The following is a 15,402-nucleotide window of genomic DNA, read 5'->3' as shown; positions in this document are numbered from 1 at the left end:
CAGTGCACCAGACCATTAATGTGAGCTGGCGCATCGGAATAGAAATCGCAAGCTGCCGCAGCAAAAAGTCCGCTTGTGCACAAGATGGATATTGACCCAACCACTGCCACGTATTTTCGGCCCATCAATATGTGCTCGCCCGAACCTGAGCCAAACAAAAATACTCATCAAAAAATAATAATACCCATTACACACACAGTAATGCGGACGGGAATATTATTAGGGCAATAAACAAGCGGGTTTGTAAGCTACACTAATCGAAAACCGCCATCACTACAAAAACCATCAAAGAATTCAATATGAAAATACTTAATTATTTGCTTCTATTAATACCTGCTATTTGTCCAGGCACGTCTGCAACTGCCGCCACCTTTGAAATAAAACCACAAATCTTTAATGGTACCGGCGCAGATTCTTTTTGCGATGCGCTACGCCAAGAGATTAGAACAAGTGCATTAGCCGCAGCTAAAGCAGAAGCAAAAATATTAACCGAAACACAAATTAAAGCGTTACAAAATTCAGCCTGCACATTTACCAATAGAATTGTTCAAAGAAACGGTAGATATGACATTAATTATCATATTGCGGCGATCCGTGTGCCCACCAGCCGAAAAAATGAAAGCAACTTATATGTTTTTATCACCTCATCACAAGGCTTCAGTACTTCAGGCTTCCCCCCAAAAGCAAAAGCAGAACCAGGAATAACAACAGGGTCATATTACGGGGCATACAACTTGATGTCAGCATTCACCAAAACGTATGTTGGGCCATACGCCAGCACACTGAGTTACGTTAAAGCCCCCCCACAAGACAGCAGCGTTACAACCTCAAGCGCAGCAACGGCGTCAGTTGGTGGCAGCGTTAACGTATCAGGAAATGGTTTAAATGCACAAATAGATATCGGTTACTCCCACAGCACAACACGCATATCAAGTAATGGCGACTATGATCGTACACAAAACTTCTTTGAGAGCATCGATAACAAGCGCTACCTAGTTACGCGCTTGACCCCTTCAATTGGAGCCCCACTTTTAGGTGCCGTATCTTCTGTAATTCAAACAGGAAAAGGTGCCGGTGCGGTCAGTAAAGTGCTTACAGGAAACTGGACCCCAGATCTTTCTACAATTTACGTAATCGAAGGCATCGACGAAAAATTACATAACAATTTCCCTGTCGTAATTCGAACCGGCGCACAACTCATGCAGGCAGAAAAATACAAACGCTGCACCGCCGTATCTAGCCCATTTGGTGGCGGAGCGATGTGGTGGAACTGTGACACCTCTACTTATCGTGAACTGTATAACAACAAAGTCGAAGATGTGACTGAGCTGAGCATCACAACCACTCCAGATAACGATTCTGGCCTTGTTTTAAATATTGAGTGATTAACAGAAATATTTTAAATGATTCTGCGCACTCCAAAATTAAATCTCTCACAGATTAATATCATAAAGCTGATATAAAAATGACTTCATCTAAAACACCACCACTCGCTTTATCAATATATACAATCGCGACCACAACGATGATCCTTTCAGGTTGTGGTGGTGGAGAAACTGCACCCGACCAAACAAAGACAGCAGCCCCCCCACCAAGCTTGCAAACGACTGGTTCTGCACAAGTTGCTGCCCCCAGCTCAGATAACATGCCACCCGCACAAGTAGCGCCAGGCGATCTGATCTCTGGCACAACAACATTACTCAAATCACGCGGTAGCAATAGCGGAGTTAGTTTCAGCAATAGAGATCCAATTGGCCTATGTCAATCGTTGCGCACACAAGCAAAATTAGCCGCTGAAATAAATGGCGAAACAATGTCGGATCAGGATTTAGATGACCGAGTTTGCACTTATGGACGCTTTGGCAATCTGCATTTTAGCCAAAATGAATTAGCTAACTATTACGGCGTGTCAAAAATGGCAGATCATACAGTGCGATGGGCTGCTTTTATCTATAAAGATTCTTACGACAAGGAACAAATTTACTTATGGATAAATAGTAGTGGTGCCGGCTTTATGCAAGACAACCAAAACATCGGTACAAGCTCTACGGGATCTGCCAATAGCTTTAGTACCTTAAATATGCACTGGGGTTTTGGTCCCATTACAAAATTTGATAACTACTATGATTCAGAAAAGATTAAATCCTGCGTAGAAACCAATTCCTGCCCTAGCTGGTTAACAAACTCACTCAGGCTCACCCAACAAAATAACGCAACCGCGATGTTCCCGCAGAGTAGTCAGAATGCCATGATTACAACGCTGGACACCTCTGGATTTTCCGTTGGCATTTCAGCTGGAGTAGACAATACCGGCCCTTTTTTTCAATTCAAAGGGGGGTATAGTGAAACACATCAAATTAATCTGACCGGAACCCCACGAATTCTAAAACACGTTTTGAAAAGTAATAATCCACTGGCCGGTGAAATTGATTACGGCATCGACTGGGGCTTGTTCAAAAAACAAAACGCCGCCAACACCAACTACACCCTCAGAAGTAGTTTGCAAGACCCAATCTCGCCCAAGCTTGATCTGATGTATGTCAGTGGTGGAGGCGGTACAGGCGGCATAGACTCTCCGTTACGTGGACGGAGTTACCCCTTTTTTGCGACTGTTTACTACAAGGAATTTGATGCGAATGGTAGTTACCGCGGCGAAAGTAGACCAAGATACTTAACTGGTTTAGTGGACAACATTTATTTTCCGCGCGGCAGCGCCGAAAAAATGCCATATCGACCACTTTGCCGCCAATGGTCTCATTCAAGATCAGGAAGCCCTGGCGATATCTATCAATATTTCAATCCTTATGCACCTGATGAATTCAAAATGAAGAGCTTTATTCTGAATAAAGAAAATAACTATGACGATTTCCCAGCCGATCGCACAAGCAGTGATAGCTGGCAGTTTGCAAAAGCGACTACGATGTTAAAAGCCATACAGTTTAATGAACTTAGTGATCCGGCCAGCGATCTGGGCTGCCGTCCGTACTATAACAAAGCCAACGATTAATCATAACGAGCCAGTGTTTTGAGCACGAAAAGGCGTTCAGCGGCACATACAATGATGTTGAATGAAAGGCTTGATGCCAAATGCGGCACTGCTGGACATTGACGAATGTAGGTGCCGCAACTCTGCTTTTGCTCCCGCCGCCCTAATTGCTAGATATAAAGATCAACATTGAAAAAAGGCCAAACCTTTATCTTTAGATCGGCTCAACAACACCGAGCTGACTGAATAGCGTTTTTCAACGCATATTTATCCTTCAAGCCGTGGTGGATAAGTAAGCCTGCAGCATCAAATACAGCTGCGATTAATCGCTCTAACCTTCCCTGCAGCACTTCACAAGTAAAGTCACACATTGTGCATCCACGCATAAGTTCGCAATCAAGCAGCTCAGAAAGTAGAGCTGCTTAGCCCCGCCCCGCCCCTACCATCCAAGACTGAAAATTTACTCATACCGTACAAGGCACAAACATCGCCAAGCTGTTGAGATAAAAGTCGACTTTAGAGTCGATAAAAATATCAATTATCTAAATAAATACCCTTCTTCAGAGTATTTTTACTACAGAAGGTACATTTATATCCACGGCAAGCAGAGTGATGAGGCTATCGATTATATTTATGCAAATGACAATACACAGTGTAAAGCGATGAGCATACTTATTGAACACAACAAACCAGAACGGGCATATGAAAGAATAAAAGATGCCATTATCCAAAATCAAATAAAGCCACAATACATACGAAATTACAAACCAGAGCCATCCAACAGCAAAAATATCTATTTCATTACAGGGGGAGAAATTACGATTATGCAAAACAATGTAATTTTATATGACTTAGCCCCCCCAGAGATCATTGGGCTATTAGAGTATTACAGAGGAAGATCCAATCTGTATTATTCAGTGCCATTTTTCTATGGCTACAAAATAGATTTTGAATCCTGGGAAAAGATGTGCGAGCAACATGATTTATGGAAGGCCACTTTAGAAGTAATGGCCTATTCGACTTCAATGTATGAAATGCGCTCACAACACTTCATCGACGCAGAATCATACATTCAAGTTAAATATGCCATTGAAGAACTTATAAAACTCAATGACAACATCCGAGCGGATATAAAATTAATTGCCTATACCGCAGAAAGAACAAACCTCTCGAAAAGCCTAGTACAGAAAATCATATTTGCTCTAAAACAAGGCGACTACATCATAGTCGAAAATGGAAAACTAATTAAAGTAAACAAAAACTTACCTAATGGATTTAACCCATGACCCCAAAAAATACACCCATAACTCACACAATGGTGCTAAATACAATGAGTATGGTGATCTGCTTAGCCATCGATTTGTCATTATTGAACCACAATGTCAACGACATCAACACTTTGTTCTCAAGTACCACCAAGTTCATTAACAATCAGCTCAATGCACACCAAGGCGCGCGATGCAATAATGCACATAAAGAGCATTATTCTTTATTTGAAAGTACGACACCAGAAATTAAATCGATCAACATTGTTGGCAGCAATAACGTGATCGAATGCTCGACGTCGATTGAAAACAACAACGTCAAGATTGATAACAAACCTTTATCTGGCATTGTCAATCAATACAGCAATAAGATAGTTACACAGAAAATATACACCGAGGGTCAGCCTGTAGCCACGGTCGAGTATTTAAAAGATCACATCGAAGATGAGCTCGCAAGCAGCTCTTTTGCTGGTTTGCTGTCCGCATTTACGTTCAAATATCACAATGAGACTGATAATAATTCGCCTACTTCTTTCAGCCTCAATTACACCATCAACCCAGCTGGGTTCATGCTGTACCTAAGCAGTATTTTCATATTTTGCCTATTGCTAACCAAGATGATTTGTAATTTGGCAAGTGCCATTAACAAAAGTCGTGTCATTAACAAATTAAGGTTAAACAAAATTATTCGTGAAAACAGAATGATTTTACATTATCAGCCTATTGTCGACATTCAAAGTGGTACATTCTTTGGGGCCGAGTCGCTATTGAGAATCACCAAGAAGAATGGGCAATTATTTAAAACAGAAAATTTTATTACATGGGCCTATGATACAAATATTGGCCCAGAATTAACCAAACACGTTATTTCGCTATTGCAAAGAAACATTGGCGCAATTAACACCGCAAATGCCAAAAATTTTTTATTAACCATTAACGTCAGCCTACTTGATTTGAAAGACGACACCATTGTTGAGGGCCTCATCGAATGTCAGCGCAGACTAAAGAATAACGCGCATATCGGCGTTGAAATCATCGAACAAAATGACCACAGAATCAATGGCCACATCCTAAACAACATCAACCAACTCAAGGACGAAGGGCTGAAAATCATCCTGGATGATTACGGTTCTAAATTAAGCAATTTGGATCGCTTATTGAAGCTACCCATTGATATTATTAAGATTGATAAAGAAGTTATCCGGTCGGAATACAACCGCGCTATTCTTCAACCGCTGTATAATTATGCCCTTGAAAATGGCAAGCACATCATCGGAGAAGGCGTTGAAAGTATTCACCAACTCAGCGAATTACAAAATTTAGGGTTGTATATTTTTCAGGGTTACTTTTTCGAAAGACCGATGCCAATTGATCAACTCATCAAACACATCACAAAAGACCACAGCAGCGCATACGAAGTAAGCTTCATGCCCAGGGTATGACACAGAACGAATAATATCTACATGCTAGCCAATCAAGCTCATTGGCTAGCATCCAAATCCAGCTTCTGCACAGTCTATTGTAACCCTCATCTGCGCTGCCAGTATCGATAACAACAATCCCGCCCCATCTCGCGTAAATTGCATTTCAATACAATATTTTTATCTCAATCTTCACCTTATTATCATTCCAGACACAAGATGCCCCCAATAGATTAAATTATCAATTATTGTTGGCCTGTTTACTAAGGCCATTTTAACCCTACATACAACAGAAACATTAACGACTATTACGGTGAAATTAAAATGAACCACAAACAGATTAATCAATTTATTTTCTATCCATATGCTGCGCTAGTACTTAGCTTAGCGTCATTAAATTTATATGCGCAAGACGGAATGGATATCCATGGTGAAATCACTCATGATTCATGCTCAATACGCTGGAATAGCCCAAGGCAAGAAGCTAATTTAGCAATTACACTGCCGGCAATGACATTGGATGCGGGCGAATATGCTGCGCTATTTGGCGAAGCTGCTAATGAAAGCTGCTTTTCTGGCAAAATAGCCAGCATGTACCTTGAAAGCAATCGGGTCACATTACCAGCAGCAACAATCAGCAAAAAAAATAGCACCCCAAAAGAATCTGATTATTATGCCGTGCTATTGGGGCACCACGGCAAGCGTATTTTTGCCGGAAAAATTGATCCCAGCCTAAAAATTGGCAAACTGAACATCAGCCAAACTGAGAAAGATAAATCGCATACGCTTTATCATATTTCATACAATTAATCTCATTATTACGCATCCTCGCTTCATACTGCCATCGCATACCATCAGCCGGTGTTGTGAATAGATTTAATGGTTGGTTTAATTCATTCTATTGCACTCAACCGGCTGAATTTTTCGCCATTCCTGCTGGCGACCCTCTAGTCCACAGTCCTTTCAAGCCCCTCTTTTTACTCTGCCATACGCTAGTCTACTGCTCAGCATTGAGCAGAGAATAATCATCCGGGATTGCTGAAAAATCAGCAGCACCATCCCCACCAACTCACCAACACATTAAAATTGATGATGCTCAGGTTTGGTGTTGATATGCTTGGGAATGAGCTGAAATCGCTACTTCCCCCTTGACGGGGGAAAGTTGGGATGGGGTGTAATCGTTTTTTGCAGATCAATTCAACATCAACCCCAAATCTGATCATTGCCTAAACATTGGGTATTTTTTGCCCACAACTTGCATTGATTTGCATAAAAACAACCCCGACTGCGTGCGGTACATTAGCGTCTAGCGAGACGCAGCGGCAAAAGAGAAAGACTTTTGCAGTCAAGCTTAAGCGAAAAAATACCATTGAAGTCATAACGATGACACATTCAGAATGCCGTCGCGCGCACAGAAAATATCGCCCCCATGGGCAAAAGATGTGTAGGGCTAGCAGAGAATGGGCTTGCCGCGACCAGCGTATGCATCACTGCGGATAGCGATAGCTTGAGCCAGTTTGTCGCAATACGATCTAGCTTGAGCAGGAAAAAAGCCCGTGATGAAGTTTAGCGCAAAGGACGAGGAATAAAAAAAGCACGTAGACCAGAATGATGATCTACGTGCAGTTGTGGACTTTTGTGTACTTTAGGCTGATTACTGAAAGGTATAGGTCACAGTGGCAGTCCCTTTGACCAGACCAGGTGTTACGGCCGATTGGGTTTGGTAATAGCGGGCGGAAAATTTTTTATTTGCAATTAAACTACTAGAGCTAAAAGGGTAAGGTTTACCTAGCTCGATAACCGCCCCTTTATCATCAACAAACTGAATCCCCACGCCGCTTGCATAGCCAGTGCCCGTTTGAGAGGCCAACACCGTGTTGCCAGCCGTAACATCCGCCGTACCATCGAGCTGCACCGATGAAATAACCGCATCACTGCACGAATAGCCTAAATTAAATTGAGTATTAGCTGCAACAACGCCAATTTTGCTAAAGGTAGATTTATTTACCGCAGGAAGTTTCACTGCTACATTGCTTTTACTATAATCACAAGAGACACCTTTTGAATCTGATTGAGCATTAATATATACTTCAAAAGAATTTAAATCCCCAATATAATAGTGTGAAGGATGGTTAGGATAGCGGAAATCGCTTTGTTTAGCCACAAGTTTAAGCCGTACTAAATTTTCACCTGCCTTTAGGGAAAATGGTTTTATCGATTTTGGCATGGTAATTTGAAAGTCATCGAACAAGGCATGGGCTTCTCCATACCAAAAAATATTTGCTATGGGAGGGTTATGATTACTAATAACGTTATTTTCCGTCCAATCGCTCAACCTATAATACCCAATGGCTACACCCGCCGCTTTGAACGATGGGTTTATGTATAAGTCAGATGTTGTGCGTTGCTCTGGATATATATAACTGCCATAAAGATCATTAGTATTCCTGCATGAAAAAAGATCACCAAGGGAATAGGTAACTCCCGGGTATAGAACAGGTGGTAATTTAACACTTACTGTATGTCCAGAACATAGAAAATCACAATATCCAAATGCTGAATAGAAAATCAGGCACACACCAATCAATGACTTTTTTAAAAACATAAAGTGTTTCCTATCAAAAAAAATAAAACAGAAGAATGTATATTAATCGTCCATCGTATTGCAATCATCTTAAATTCAGCCAAATTAAATTCACAATAAGACAAACAAAAAACCAGCTAAAAAATGACATTTATTATTTTTAGCTGCTAGATTGATTGTACTTCTACGTTTCTATTGCTCGGCATCCACCGGTACAGCGTCGTGACCCATGGTTAATTTATGGTCACCACCATAATCATTAATTAAGCTCAAATTGATTTTGGCAGTGCTACTGGCCAACGGTTTTTTCAACTGAGGTAAATCAAAGTTTTTTTCGGCAAAGGGCTCGACCATGCCACCGCCTGGGTGGGTGTAAGTCACACCATCGGCACTCACCTCAATATTAGAAAATGACAGATGAAATGGCGTTGGGTTTTTAATCCGAATCACCGAGCTATTGCCACTGGCTTGGATACTGGCTCGCAAGGCATACGGCGCATCTTCGATTTTCTGCGTCAACTCGACTGGGCGGTAAAAAATCTTAATTCGGTTACGAAATGCCATGAGCAATAGGTTTTGCTCGGCATCGGCGGCGGTAGTGGATGGAATTTCCAAGACATTGAGCCAATACAAGCTTTCGCGATCTTTAGCTAAGGCTTCACCGGAATACACCATGCGGATGACATGCTGTTTTTTAGGGTCTAAGCGAAATACCGGCGCTGGAATGATAAAGGGTGACTTGGCATCTTTGGGCGTTGATTTGCTGTTGCCATCGTCAGCCCAAGTATGCACCAGCACGGGCTTGTCATTTTCATTGGTGATTTTCAGGCTGGCATCACGCTGATTAGATGGAAACACAATCCGCGTGCCTTGTAGGATGATGCCGGCCCAGCTAGCTTGCGTGACACTGAGCATCACCAGCGTGAGTAGATAAATAAATCGTTGCTTGAGTTTCATGGATATTCTCCTTCACAGTTTAGAATCTACGCCTGCGCAATTAGGCTGCGGCGGCGTAGCAAAATTAATTTAAAAAACCAATATAAGCGCACTAATAGTACATACAACAAGGTATATCCATCGGGGCGTTTTGTTAGGCATAGCACATTATTGACAGCTTGCTTCGACTACATCGTATTGCTGACGCGATGCCTCGGTATGGGCTGGAATATGGGCCTGTACTCGGCAAGATTGAGCAGCATCAGCACCCCATTTCACCTGCAATGGCATATCAAATGACTGCTGGTTTTTTCCGTCGATCGCGATAACTGCTTTGCCTTGCTGGCCAATGGTACCCAAGGATTTTTGATCTGCATCCAATACTTGCGCCCCGAATGGCACTTGGCTATCCATGATTTTAAGCAGCACGGTGCGTTTTACTTTGGTTTCAAATTTCACCAAACTCACCGAGCCCTCACGTGGGATCACCGTTTGCGACACTGAGCCTAGCTCAACATCGAGTGGCAAACTTTGCGGATTCAGCGTTAATGCATTAGACCGATATGCGCTTAAATTGCTGACCAGTGCTTTGCCATCTTGGCCTACATAGGCCTCTGCCGCGCCATCAATACGCGATCCCGCCGCATCATCTGCCTCGACAATGGCCAAGGCGCTGTTATAAATCGATGGGCCAAATTTAACGCCACCAGAGTAAGCGACCACACCACCACTGAAGCCAGCAGAGGCTTGGCGATAATTGGAAGCAATCCCCGCATTAATATTCATTTGCCCATAATCCGATCGATAAGCCAGACCTGTATTAACACTATTATTACCAACTTGATGTGCGAGCTGAGCATTGTAAGTAAGTCGGCCATCTTCACCGATTGAGCCATTTAAACCCACACTGCCAGGATGGCTACCATCGGGGCTGATGACGGTGCTTTGCATGGTCAGCATTGGTGCATTAGCGCCTTTACCCAGCGGCATCGATATATTGAGCATTGCCGTCAGATCTTTACCTTTGACATTGGTATTGCTGAGGTTTTTCTGGGCGCTTAACGCAAAATTGATGCCATGCCAGCTATTGTTATAACCAACACTGAACGTTTTTTCTGCCGGACCATTCCAGTATTGGCTGGTATAGCCGGACATGTAGGCATTGCCCCAGCCCGGCGCAAATGTTTGATTTAGCGTCAGCTCGAAACGTTGGCGTTGGCGCGCAATCGAATTGATCGGGCGATTTTGCTGAGCCAGATTTTCCATCTGCATGGCATCAGAAAGCGCCAAATAATCTTTGGTGGAATATCGATAGGCGGCCAAAGAAATATTGGTGCCGGTATCGATATTGGTATTGGACATGGCGAGTCGATAACTTTGCCCATTGAGCGTTTGATCATTCGAAAATGCCGCATGCGATTGATTCACTTCGGCAGAAATCGCACCAATCGGTGTATTAAACGCCGACCCTAAGATAGCCGACTGATAGGGACCAGAAACTTGTAGCCCACCAAACACCGTGATGTTGTCCGTTAAACCATGCTGTAGCGTGGCTTCAGCAATGTAGGGCTTAATTTGCAGCGCTGAATCTTGATATTGCCCCGCTGACAATGAGTAGCGATTAAAGCCTTTGCGTACTAATTGTGGCACTGAAGAATACGGCACAACGAATGTACTGACGGAGCCATCGGCTTCGGTCACAGAAACCTGAAAATCACCAGAGCTACCCGTTTGATACAAATCATTCAGTTCGAACGGGCCAGGCGCAACGGTGGTTTCGATAATGGTCGCGCCATTCTGTTGTACGGTCACTTTGGCGTTGGTTCTTGCAACCCCGCGGATCGCTGGTGCATAACCACGCAAAGAGTCAGGCAGCATTTCCTCATTAGAAAATAAGGAAACGCCACGTAAATTGAATGAATTAAACAATGAGCCTTGGGTATTAGACTCACCAATCCGAAATTGACTATTCAGGCTCGTTACATCATGTTCGGCATAAGTAGAGGTCGCGTTATAGCGTGGCGTAACATCCGAATTGAGTTGTGCATTCACTGAGCCACTGTGACGTAAACGCCAGCCAGCAATATTGATTCCAGGTCGTAGACCGGCAAAAACCGAAGTATTACTATCGGTATCATTTTTAGAGAAAAATGCATTCACATCATAATCGAGCATTGCAGCATTAATCCCATCCTCCCACAACGCAGGATCAACCCAGCCTTGGGCCATATTTTTCAAAAAGATCTGTGGCACACTGAGATTGAGCTTGAGCTCGGCAACATCAAATTGAGCACTAGCACTTGGCACCCAATACTCAATTGGCGCGCAAGCACCCTCCTCGAGCGGCTGAAGTACGCGCCCTTCTTTTTGCAAGTACTCGTCGACCTTTTTAAAATTAACCCCCAAGACTTCGAGCTTTTTGCGCAAAAAACAAGGCTGAACTGAATCACCTTCACCGGCCTTAAACAGCACATCTTCGCGCCCAAATGGGGTTTCATTAAACGATAGATCAACACGATATGAGCCTGGATTAATCACATTGCCTTGCTCAAAACGTGAATAATCTACCCCATTATCATCGCCAAAAAATGATTTACTAAATTTGACATCTGCTGAATTAGCCGAGACTTTAGCTGTTTCGCTAGCCACGACGCCCAATGGTGCAGTTAAATCATTCGCAGCAACTAATTGGCCGCAAAAAAAAGGACACAATAACGCTGCATAAATTAGTTGAGGCATAGCCTTTGGCTTAAACGCGAACGCTTTTAATTCCGATTGATTTAATTTAGACATAAAACACCAAAGAGTTAAATAAATAGCAATTGGACGAGTAGCTCAATCCACTCAATTTAAATTACCATCCAATCCAACAAATTATACAAACCAAAATCACCCCAATGGCGTCTTATGACATTACTAAGCTAGGCATAGTAAAATTACCATCAGGCAAGCATTTTAAAAAAAGCAATAGGAAACGCATCCAGCAACCCAGTGGATTTACTGAAATACACACACCTTATATTTCGATGCAAATAGTTAACTATTGAAAAGAAAAGCGGAACAATGAATTGTGGTAGGCATTACAGTGAATACCGCAATGCCCTACTGTTAAAACACCAGTTTAGTTATATGACAATGAATACATCACACTGGTCGAAACCGCACCAGCACTTACTTTGCCGGTCGCACGATAGCCTACCGAATGCTCTAGAGTCGCTGTATTACCGCTAATCGTGGCTTTGGTATTGTTAGTCGTGGCATCACCAATTTTGATACCAGTGCCATCATCATTAAACATCTGCACCACAACGTTTGTAGCCGGCGCCGTAAGCGCTTTATTAGCCAAATAACCATCCGCAGTTACATTTGGGCCGTACTCAAAACTGATTGAAGCCACTTTTCCGTCAGCACAACCTGCCTCACCCGCACCACCCACCTTAATTCGCAATGGGGTCAATCCTGCAGTAGCACCAACTGAGCTCAAAGCCTTTACACTCACCGCTGGCAAATTGATTGCCATATTATTGGCACCGCTCGGTGCAACACCATTAATCGTGCATGATTGAGCTGTAACCAAACCTTCAACCGTAATCGTGCCATCCACTGCAAATGCCGCCAAAGGAGAAGACAACGCCATGACCAAGGCCAATTTTGAAAAATTTTTCATATTTAAATCCCCATCCAAAAAATCACTAATTAATCATTGACCATTAATATCCAACCAACAATCCGTGATAATTGTGATTGGATCGATTAATCTTACCTAAGCATTTTTGCAATCAGCTAAAAGCAACAAAAAAAACCCAGCGAAAATATTTTTACCAGCAGAATAGATTTGTAGTTGCAAAACTAAATTTGGCTACGCAATTATCTTTCGCTACCCCACACCTCTTAAGTAATGAGGCCGCGAGAAAAACAACAAAAGCAGACCGACATTCACGCCTGAATTTTGCCTTGAATGCGTGCGGCCTCTGCTTAACTAATGGCATTCAATTACAAAGCCGCTCAGACAGATAAATAAAATCACCCACCAAGGCACAGCACAATTAGCATCAGCAAAAATTTTAAAAATAAAAGGCAAAATAGACTCTGCAATATGCGTGAACAGCAGAAATTGACGTCTTCAATTTTGAAAATATGAATGAATTACGGGAAAACTAAGAAAAACACAAAAGAAGTCAGGTAGGCATTACAGCCAATACCGCAATGCGCTACCCTTAAAAACCTAGCTTAGTTATATGACAATGAGTACATAACGCTAGTCGAAACCGCACCTGCAGTTACCGTACCCGTGGCACGGTAACCCACTGAATGCTCAAGAGTCGCAGTATTACCGCTAATCGTGGCTTTCGTATTGTTAGTTCCGGCCTCACCAATTTTGATACCAGTACCATCATCATTAAACAGCTGCACCACAACGTTGGTAGCGGGCGATGTAGCTGCTTTATTAGCCAGATAACCATCCGCAGTTACATTTGGGCCGTGCTCGAAAGCGATTGAAGCCACTTTACCGTCAGCACAACCTGTCTCACCGGCACCACCCACCTTAATTCGCAACGGGGTCAAGCCAGCAGTAGCGCCAACTGTTTTTAAAGCACTGATACTCACCGCAGGCAACTTCACTGCCACATTATTGGCACCGCTCGGTGCAACACCATTAATCGTGCACGACTGAGCAGTTACCAAACCATCCACAGTAATAGTTCCATCCACCGCAAATGCAGCCAAAGGTGAAGACAATGCCATTACCAAGGCCAATTTAGAAAGGTTTTGCATTTTAATATCCTTATTAAAAAATCTTTAAATAATCATTAATCCCCGACCAACAATTAAAGTTAATTGCGATCGGATATGTGAATAATATCGAAGCATTCTTGCCACCAGTCAAAAGTGACAAAAAAAGCTCAGCAAGGATATTTTTACTATGAGAATGGCAATACGCTCTTTGGCGGCACAACAAAGCACGGCTGTGGTGCAATTGTGCTGCGTACGAACACCCCATCACAGCTGCTTTTAATATTGAAAACACCCCAAACCGATTAAGGCCGAGCTGGTTCAGCGCTTGAGAAAAGTACGGGGTTATTTCAGGTTCGCAATGGATCTGCGGGTTTTCGCAGCATTGCTACGACGGCAACGGATCAGCGCGTAAAGATGAGTCGATATATGGCGGACAATTGCATGGGTAAAACAGGATTTAACAGTAGCTAGACTGCCAATTTACACTTGAAAAGACTAGAGGCGATCAGATTGAAGTGTCGAATTTGTTAGCGCGAGAGCTCGATGGGCCTCAGCCCAATCGAGCGCGCTGTGGCGATCTACCACACAACCTAGGTCGGCAATCGCTGGTTCACATCGTGCATTGGCGACGGATTAGTTGACTTAAATATCAATCGACCAGGCAATGATTATGACGATGCCAAATCCATCAGGCATGAGCCACTGCCGTAATTGATGCAACAACAGATCAATGGCGCACTACTTCATACGCCAATAAATGGCATGGATTGCAGCCGCTAGCTACAACGCAAGTTCTCCAAGAGGATACAGTTATTACCCCGATCGGGACTGAGCTACAAAACTAGACGAATACGAATCCAATCCAATCCACTACAAATACGGCCTAGTTATAGACTACCGAAAATTGCACAGCCGACTTAACCAACCCCGGAGTTGCATCAGCACCATAAGAATAATAACCTGCAAAAAAATCTAACGTGGCAGTGTTATTTACAATCATTGCAGACGTTTTATTCGTAACTATCTGATTCACCCAAATACTGCCACCATTAAAATTTTTAAGTTGTACAACCACCCTTTTTGCCCCAGTAGGAGTCTGCTCAACTAGATTTCGAAGTCGGCCAGCATAATCGACGAACGCAGGATCGTTTTCAAAGTGTAACGAAGCCACTTTGCCATTTGTACAACCCGCTTCACCAGGCTTACCCAGTACAATTTTGATTGGGGTTACTCCAGTGATGGTGTCAAATTTTTTCAAAGCTGAAACACTTACCGTTGGCAAGGTCACAGCAATAGTATTGTTACCAGAAGGATCAGCCCCATTAATCGAACAAGTGGTAGACGTTACCATACCATCAATGTTAATAGCGCCATCTGAAGCAAATACCGCCAAAGGAGAAGCCAAAGCGACTACCAAGGCCGATTTAGCAAGATTTATCATATTTAAAATCCCATCAATAAAGCAGAAAAGCA

11 protein-coding genes are annotated in these 15,402 nt (G+C 42.9%); 5 read left to right on the top strand and 6 right to left on the bottom strand.

The features are described 5' to 3' along the window. Window positions 1-299: 299 nt before the first annotated feature. From K4H28_RS05875 to K4H28_RS05855, 5 genes are all read left to right on the top strand, one after another. Complete coding sequence (locus K4H28_RS05875) at window positions 300-1,385, top strand: hypothetical protein (protein ID WP_221007445.1); 1,086 nt, start codon at window positions 300-302, stop codon at window positions 1,383-1,385. 80 nt (window positions 1,386-1,465) lie between these two features. Next, window positions 1,466-3,007 carry a hypothetical protein gene (locus K4H28_RS05870; RefSeq protein ID WP_221007444.1) on the top strand — a complete coding sequence of 514 codons (1,542 nt, stop codon included), beginning with the start codon at window positions 1,466-1,468 and terminating at the stop codon, window positions 3,005-3,007. A 641-nt stretch (window positions 3,008-3,648) separates the two neighbouring features. Continuing rightward, on the top strand, window positions 3,649-4,272 hold the full coding sequence (locus K4H28_RS05865; protein WP_221007443.1) for a helix-turn-helix domain-containing protein: 624 nt from the start codon (window positions 3,649-3,651) through the stop codon (window positions 4,270-4,272). Beyond that, entirely contained in the window at window positions 4,269-5,693 is a 1,425-nt protein-coding gene (locus tag K4H28_RS05860) for an EAL domain-containing protein (RefSeq protein ID WP_221007442.1), read from the top strand. The genes K4H28_RS05865 and K4H28_RS05860 overlap by 4 nt, the downstream gene beginning before the upstream one ends. A 303-nt stretch (window positions 5,694-5,996) precedes the next feature. Beyond that, window positions 5,997-6,482 carry a hypothetical protein gene (locus tag K4H28_RS05855; RefSeq protein ID WP_221007441.1) on the top strand — a complete coding sequence of 162 codons (486 nt, stop codon included), beginning with the start codon at window positions 5,997-5,999 and terminating at the stop codon, window positions 6,480-6,482. Window positions 6,483-7,326: 844 nt separating this feature from the next. On the opposite strand, the gene K4H28_RS05850 is transcribed toward K4H28_RS05855, so the two are convergent. From K4H28_RS05850 to K4H28_RS05825, 6 genes are all read right to left on the bottom strand, one after another. Then, window positions 7,327-8,277 carry a fimbrial protein gene (locus K4H28_RS05850; protein WP_221007440.1) on the bottom strand — a complete coding sequence of 317 codons (951 nt, stop codon included), beginning with the start codon at window positions 8,275-8,277 and terminating at the stop codon, window positions 7,327-7,329. A gap of 171 nt (window positions 8,278-8,448) precedes the next feature. Beyond that, the gene (locus K4H28_RS05845) at window positions 8,449-9,213 is read right to left on the bottom strand and encodes a fimbrial biogenesis chaperone (protein WP_221007439.1); all 765 of its coding nucleotides are present in this window, start codon (window positions 9,211-9,213) and stop codon (window positions 8,449-8,451) included. A gap of 147 nt (window positions 9,214-9,360) precedes the next feature. Then, a complete protein-coding gene (locus K4H28_RS05840) occupies window positions 9,361-11,931 on the bottom strand; it encodes a fimbria/pilus outer membrane usher protein (protein ID WP_221007438.1) in 2,571 nt (856 codons plus the stop codon). Between the two features lie 382 nt (window positions 11,932-12,313). Continuing rightward, window positions 12,314-12,859, bottom strand: coding sequence for a fimbrial protein (locus K4H28_RS05835; RefSeq protein WP_221007437.1), 546 nt, complete (start codon window positions 12,857-12,859; stop codon window positions 12,314-12,316). Window positions 12,860-13,422: 563 nt separating this feature from the next. Next, window positions 13,423-13,968 carry a fimbrial protein gene (locus K4H28_RS05830; RefSeq protein ID WP_221007436.1) on the bottom strand — a complete coding sequence of 182 codons (546 nt, stop codon included), beginning with the start codon at window positions 13,966-13,968 and terminating at the stop codon, window positions 13,423-13,425. 844 nt (window positions 13,969-14,812) lie between these two features. Then, entirely contained in the window at window positions 14,813-15,370 is a 558-nt protein-coding gene (locus tag K4H28_RS05825) for a fimbrial protein (RefSeq protein ID WP_221007435.1), read from the bottom strand. Window positions 15,371-15,402: the final 32 nt, after the last annotated feature.

This window comes from Deefgea tanakiae (assembly GCF_019665765.1).
In the GTDB taxonomy this organism is placed as follows: domain Bacteria; phylum Pseudomonadota; class Gammaproteobacteria; order Burkholderiales; family Chitinibacteraceae; genus Deefgea; species Deefgea tanakiae.
Note: the sequence above shows the minus strand (reverse complement) of the source record. Positions and strands in the feature narration are given on the sequence as shown.

What these genes read in the sequence shown, in the direction of transcription:
- K4H28_RS05875 (WP_221007445.1), top strand. Translation starts at nt 300, where the DNA reads ATGAAAATACTTAATTATTTGCTTCTATTAATACCTGCTATTTGTCCA.
- K4H28_RS05870 (WP_221007444.1), top strand. Translation starts at nt 1,466, where the DNA reads ATGACTTCATCTAAAACACCACCACTCGCTTTATCAATATATACAATC.
- K4H28_RS05865 (WP_221007443.1), top strand. Translation starts at nt 3,649, where the DNA reads ATGAGCATACTTATTGAACACAACAAACCAGAACGGGCATATGAAAGA.
- K4H28_RS05860 (WP_221007442.1), top strand. Translation starts at nt 4,269, where the DNA reads ATGACCCCAAAAAATACACCCATAACTCACACAATGGTGCTAAATACA.
- K4H28_RS05855 (WP_221007441.1), top strand. Translation starts at nt 5,997, where the DNA reads ATGAACCACAAACAGATTAATCAATTTATTTTCTATCCATATGCTGCG.
- K4H28_RS05850 (WP_221007440.1), bottom strand. Translation starts at nt 8,277, where the DNA reads ATGTTTTTAAAAAAGTCATTGATTGGTGTGTGCCTGATTTTCTATTCA.
- K4H28_RS05845 (WP_221007439.1), bottom strand. Translation starts at nt 9,213, where the DNA reads ATGAAACTCAAGCAACGATTTATTTATCTACTCACGCTGGTGATGCTC.
- K4H28_RS05840 (WP_221007438.1), bottom strand. Translation starts at nt 11,931, where the DNA reads ATGCCTCAACTAATTTATGCAGCGTTATTGTGTCCTTTTTTTTGCGGC.
- K4H28_RS05835 (WP_221007437.1), bottom strand. Translation starts at nt 12,859, where the DNA reads ATGAAAAATTTTTCAAAATTGGCCTTGGTCATGGCGTTGTCTTCTCCT.
- K4H28_RS05830 (WP_221007436.1), bottom strand. Translation starts at nt 13,968, where the DNA reads ATGCAAAACCTTTCTAAATTGGCCTTGGTAATGGCATTGTCTTCACCT.
- K4H28_RS05825 (WP_221007435.1), bottom strand. Translation starts at nt 15,370, where the DNA reads ATGATAAATCTTGCTAAATCGGCCTTGGTAGTCGCTTTGGCTTCTCCT.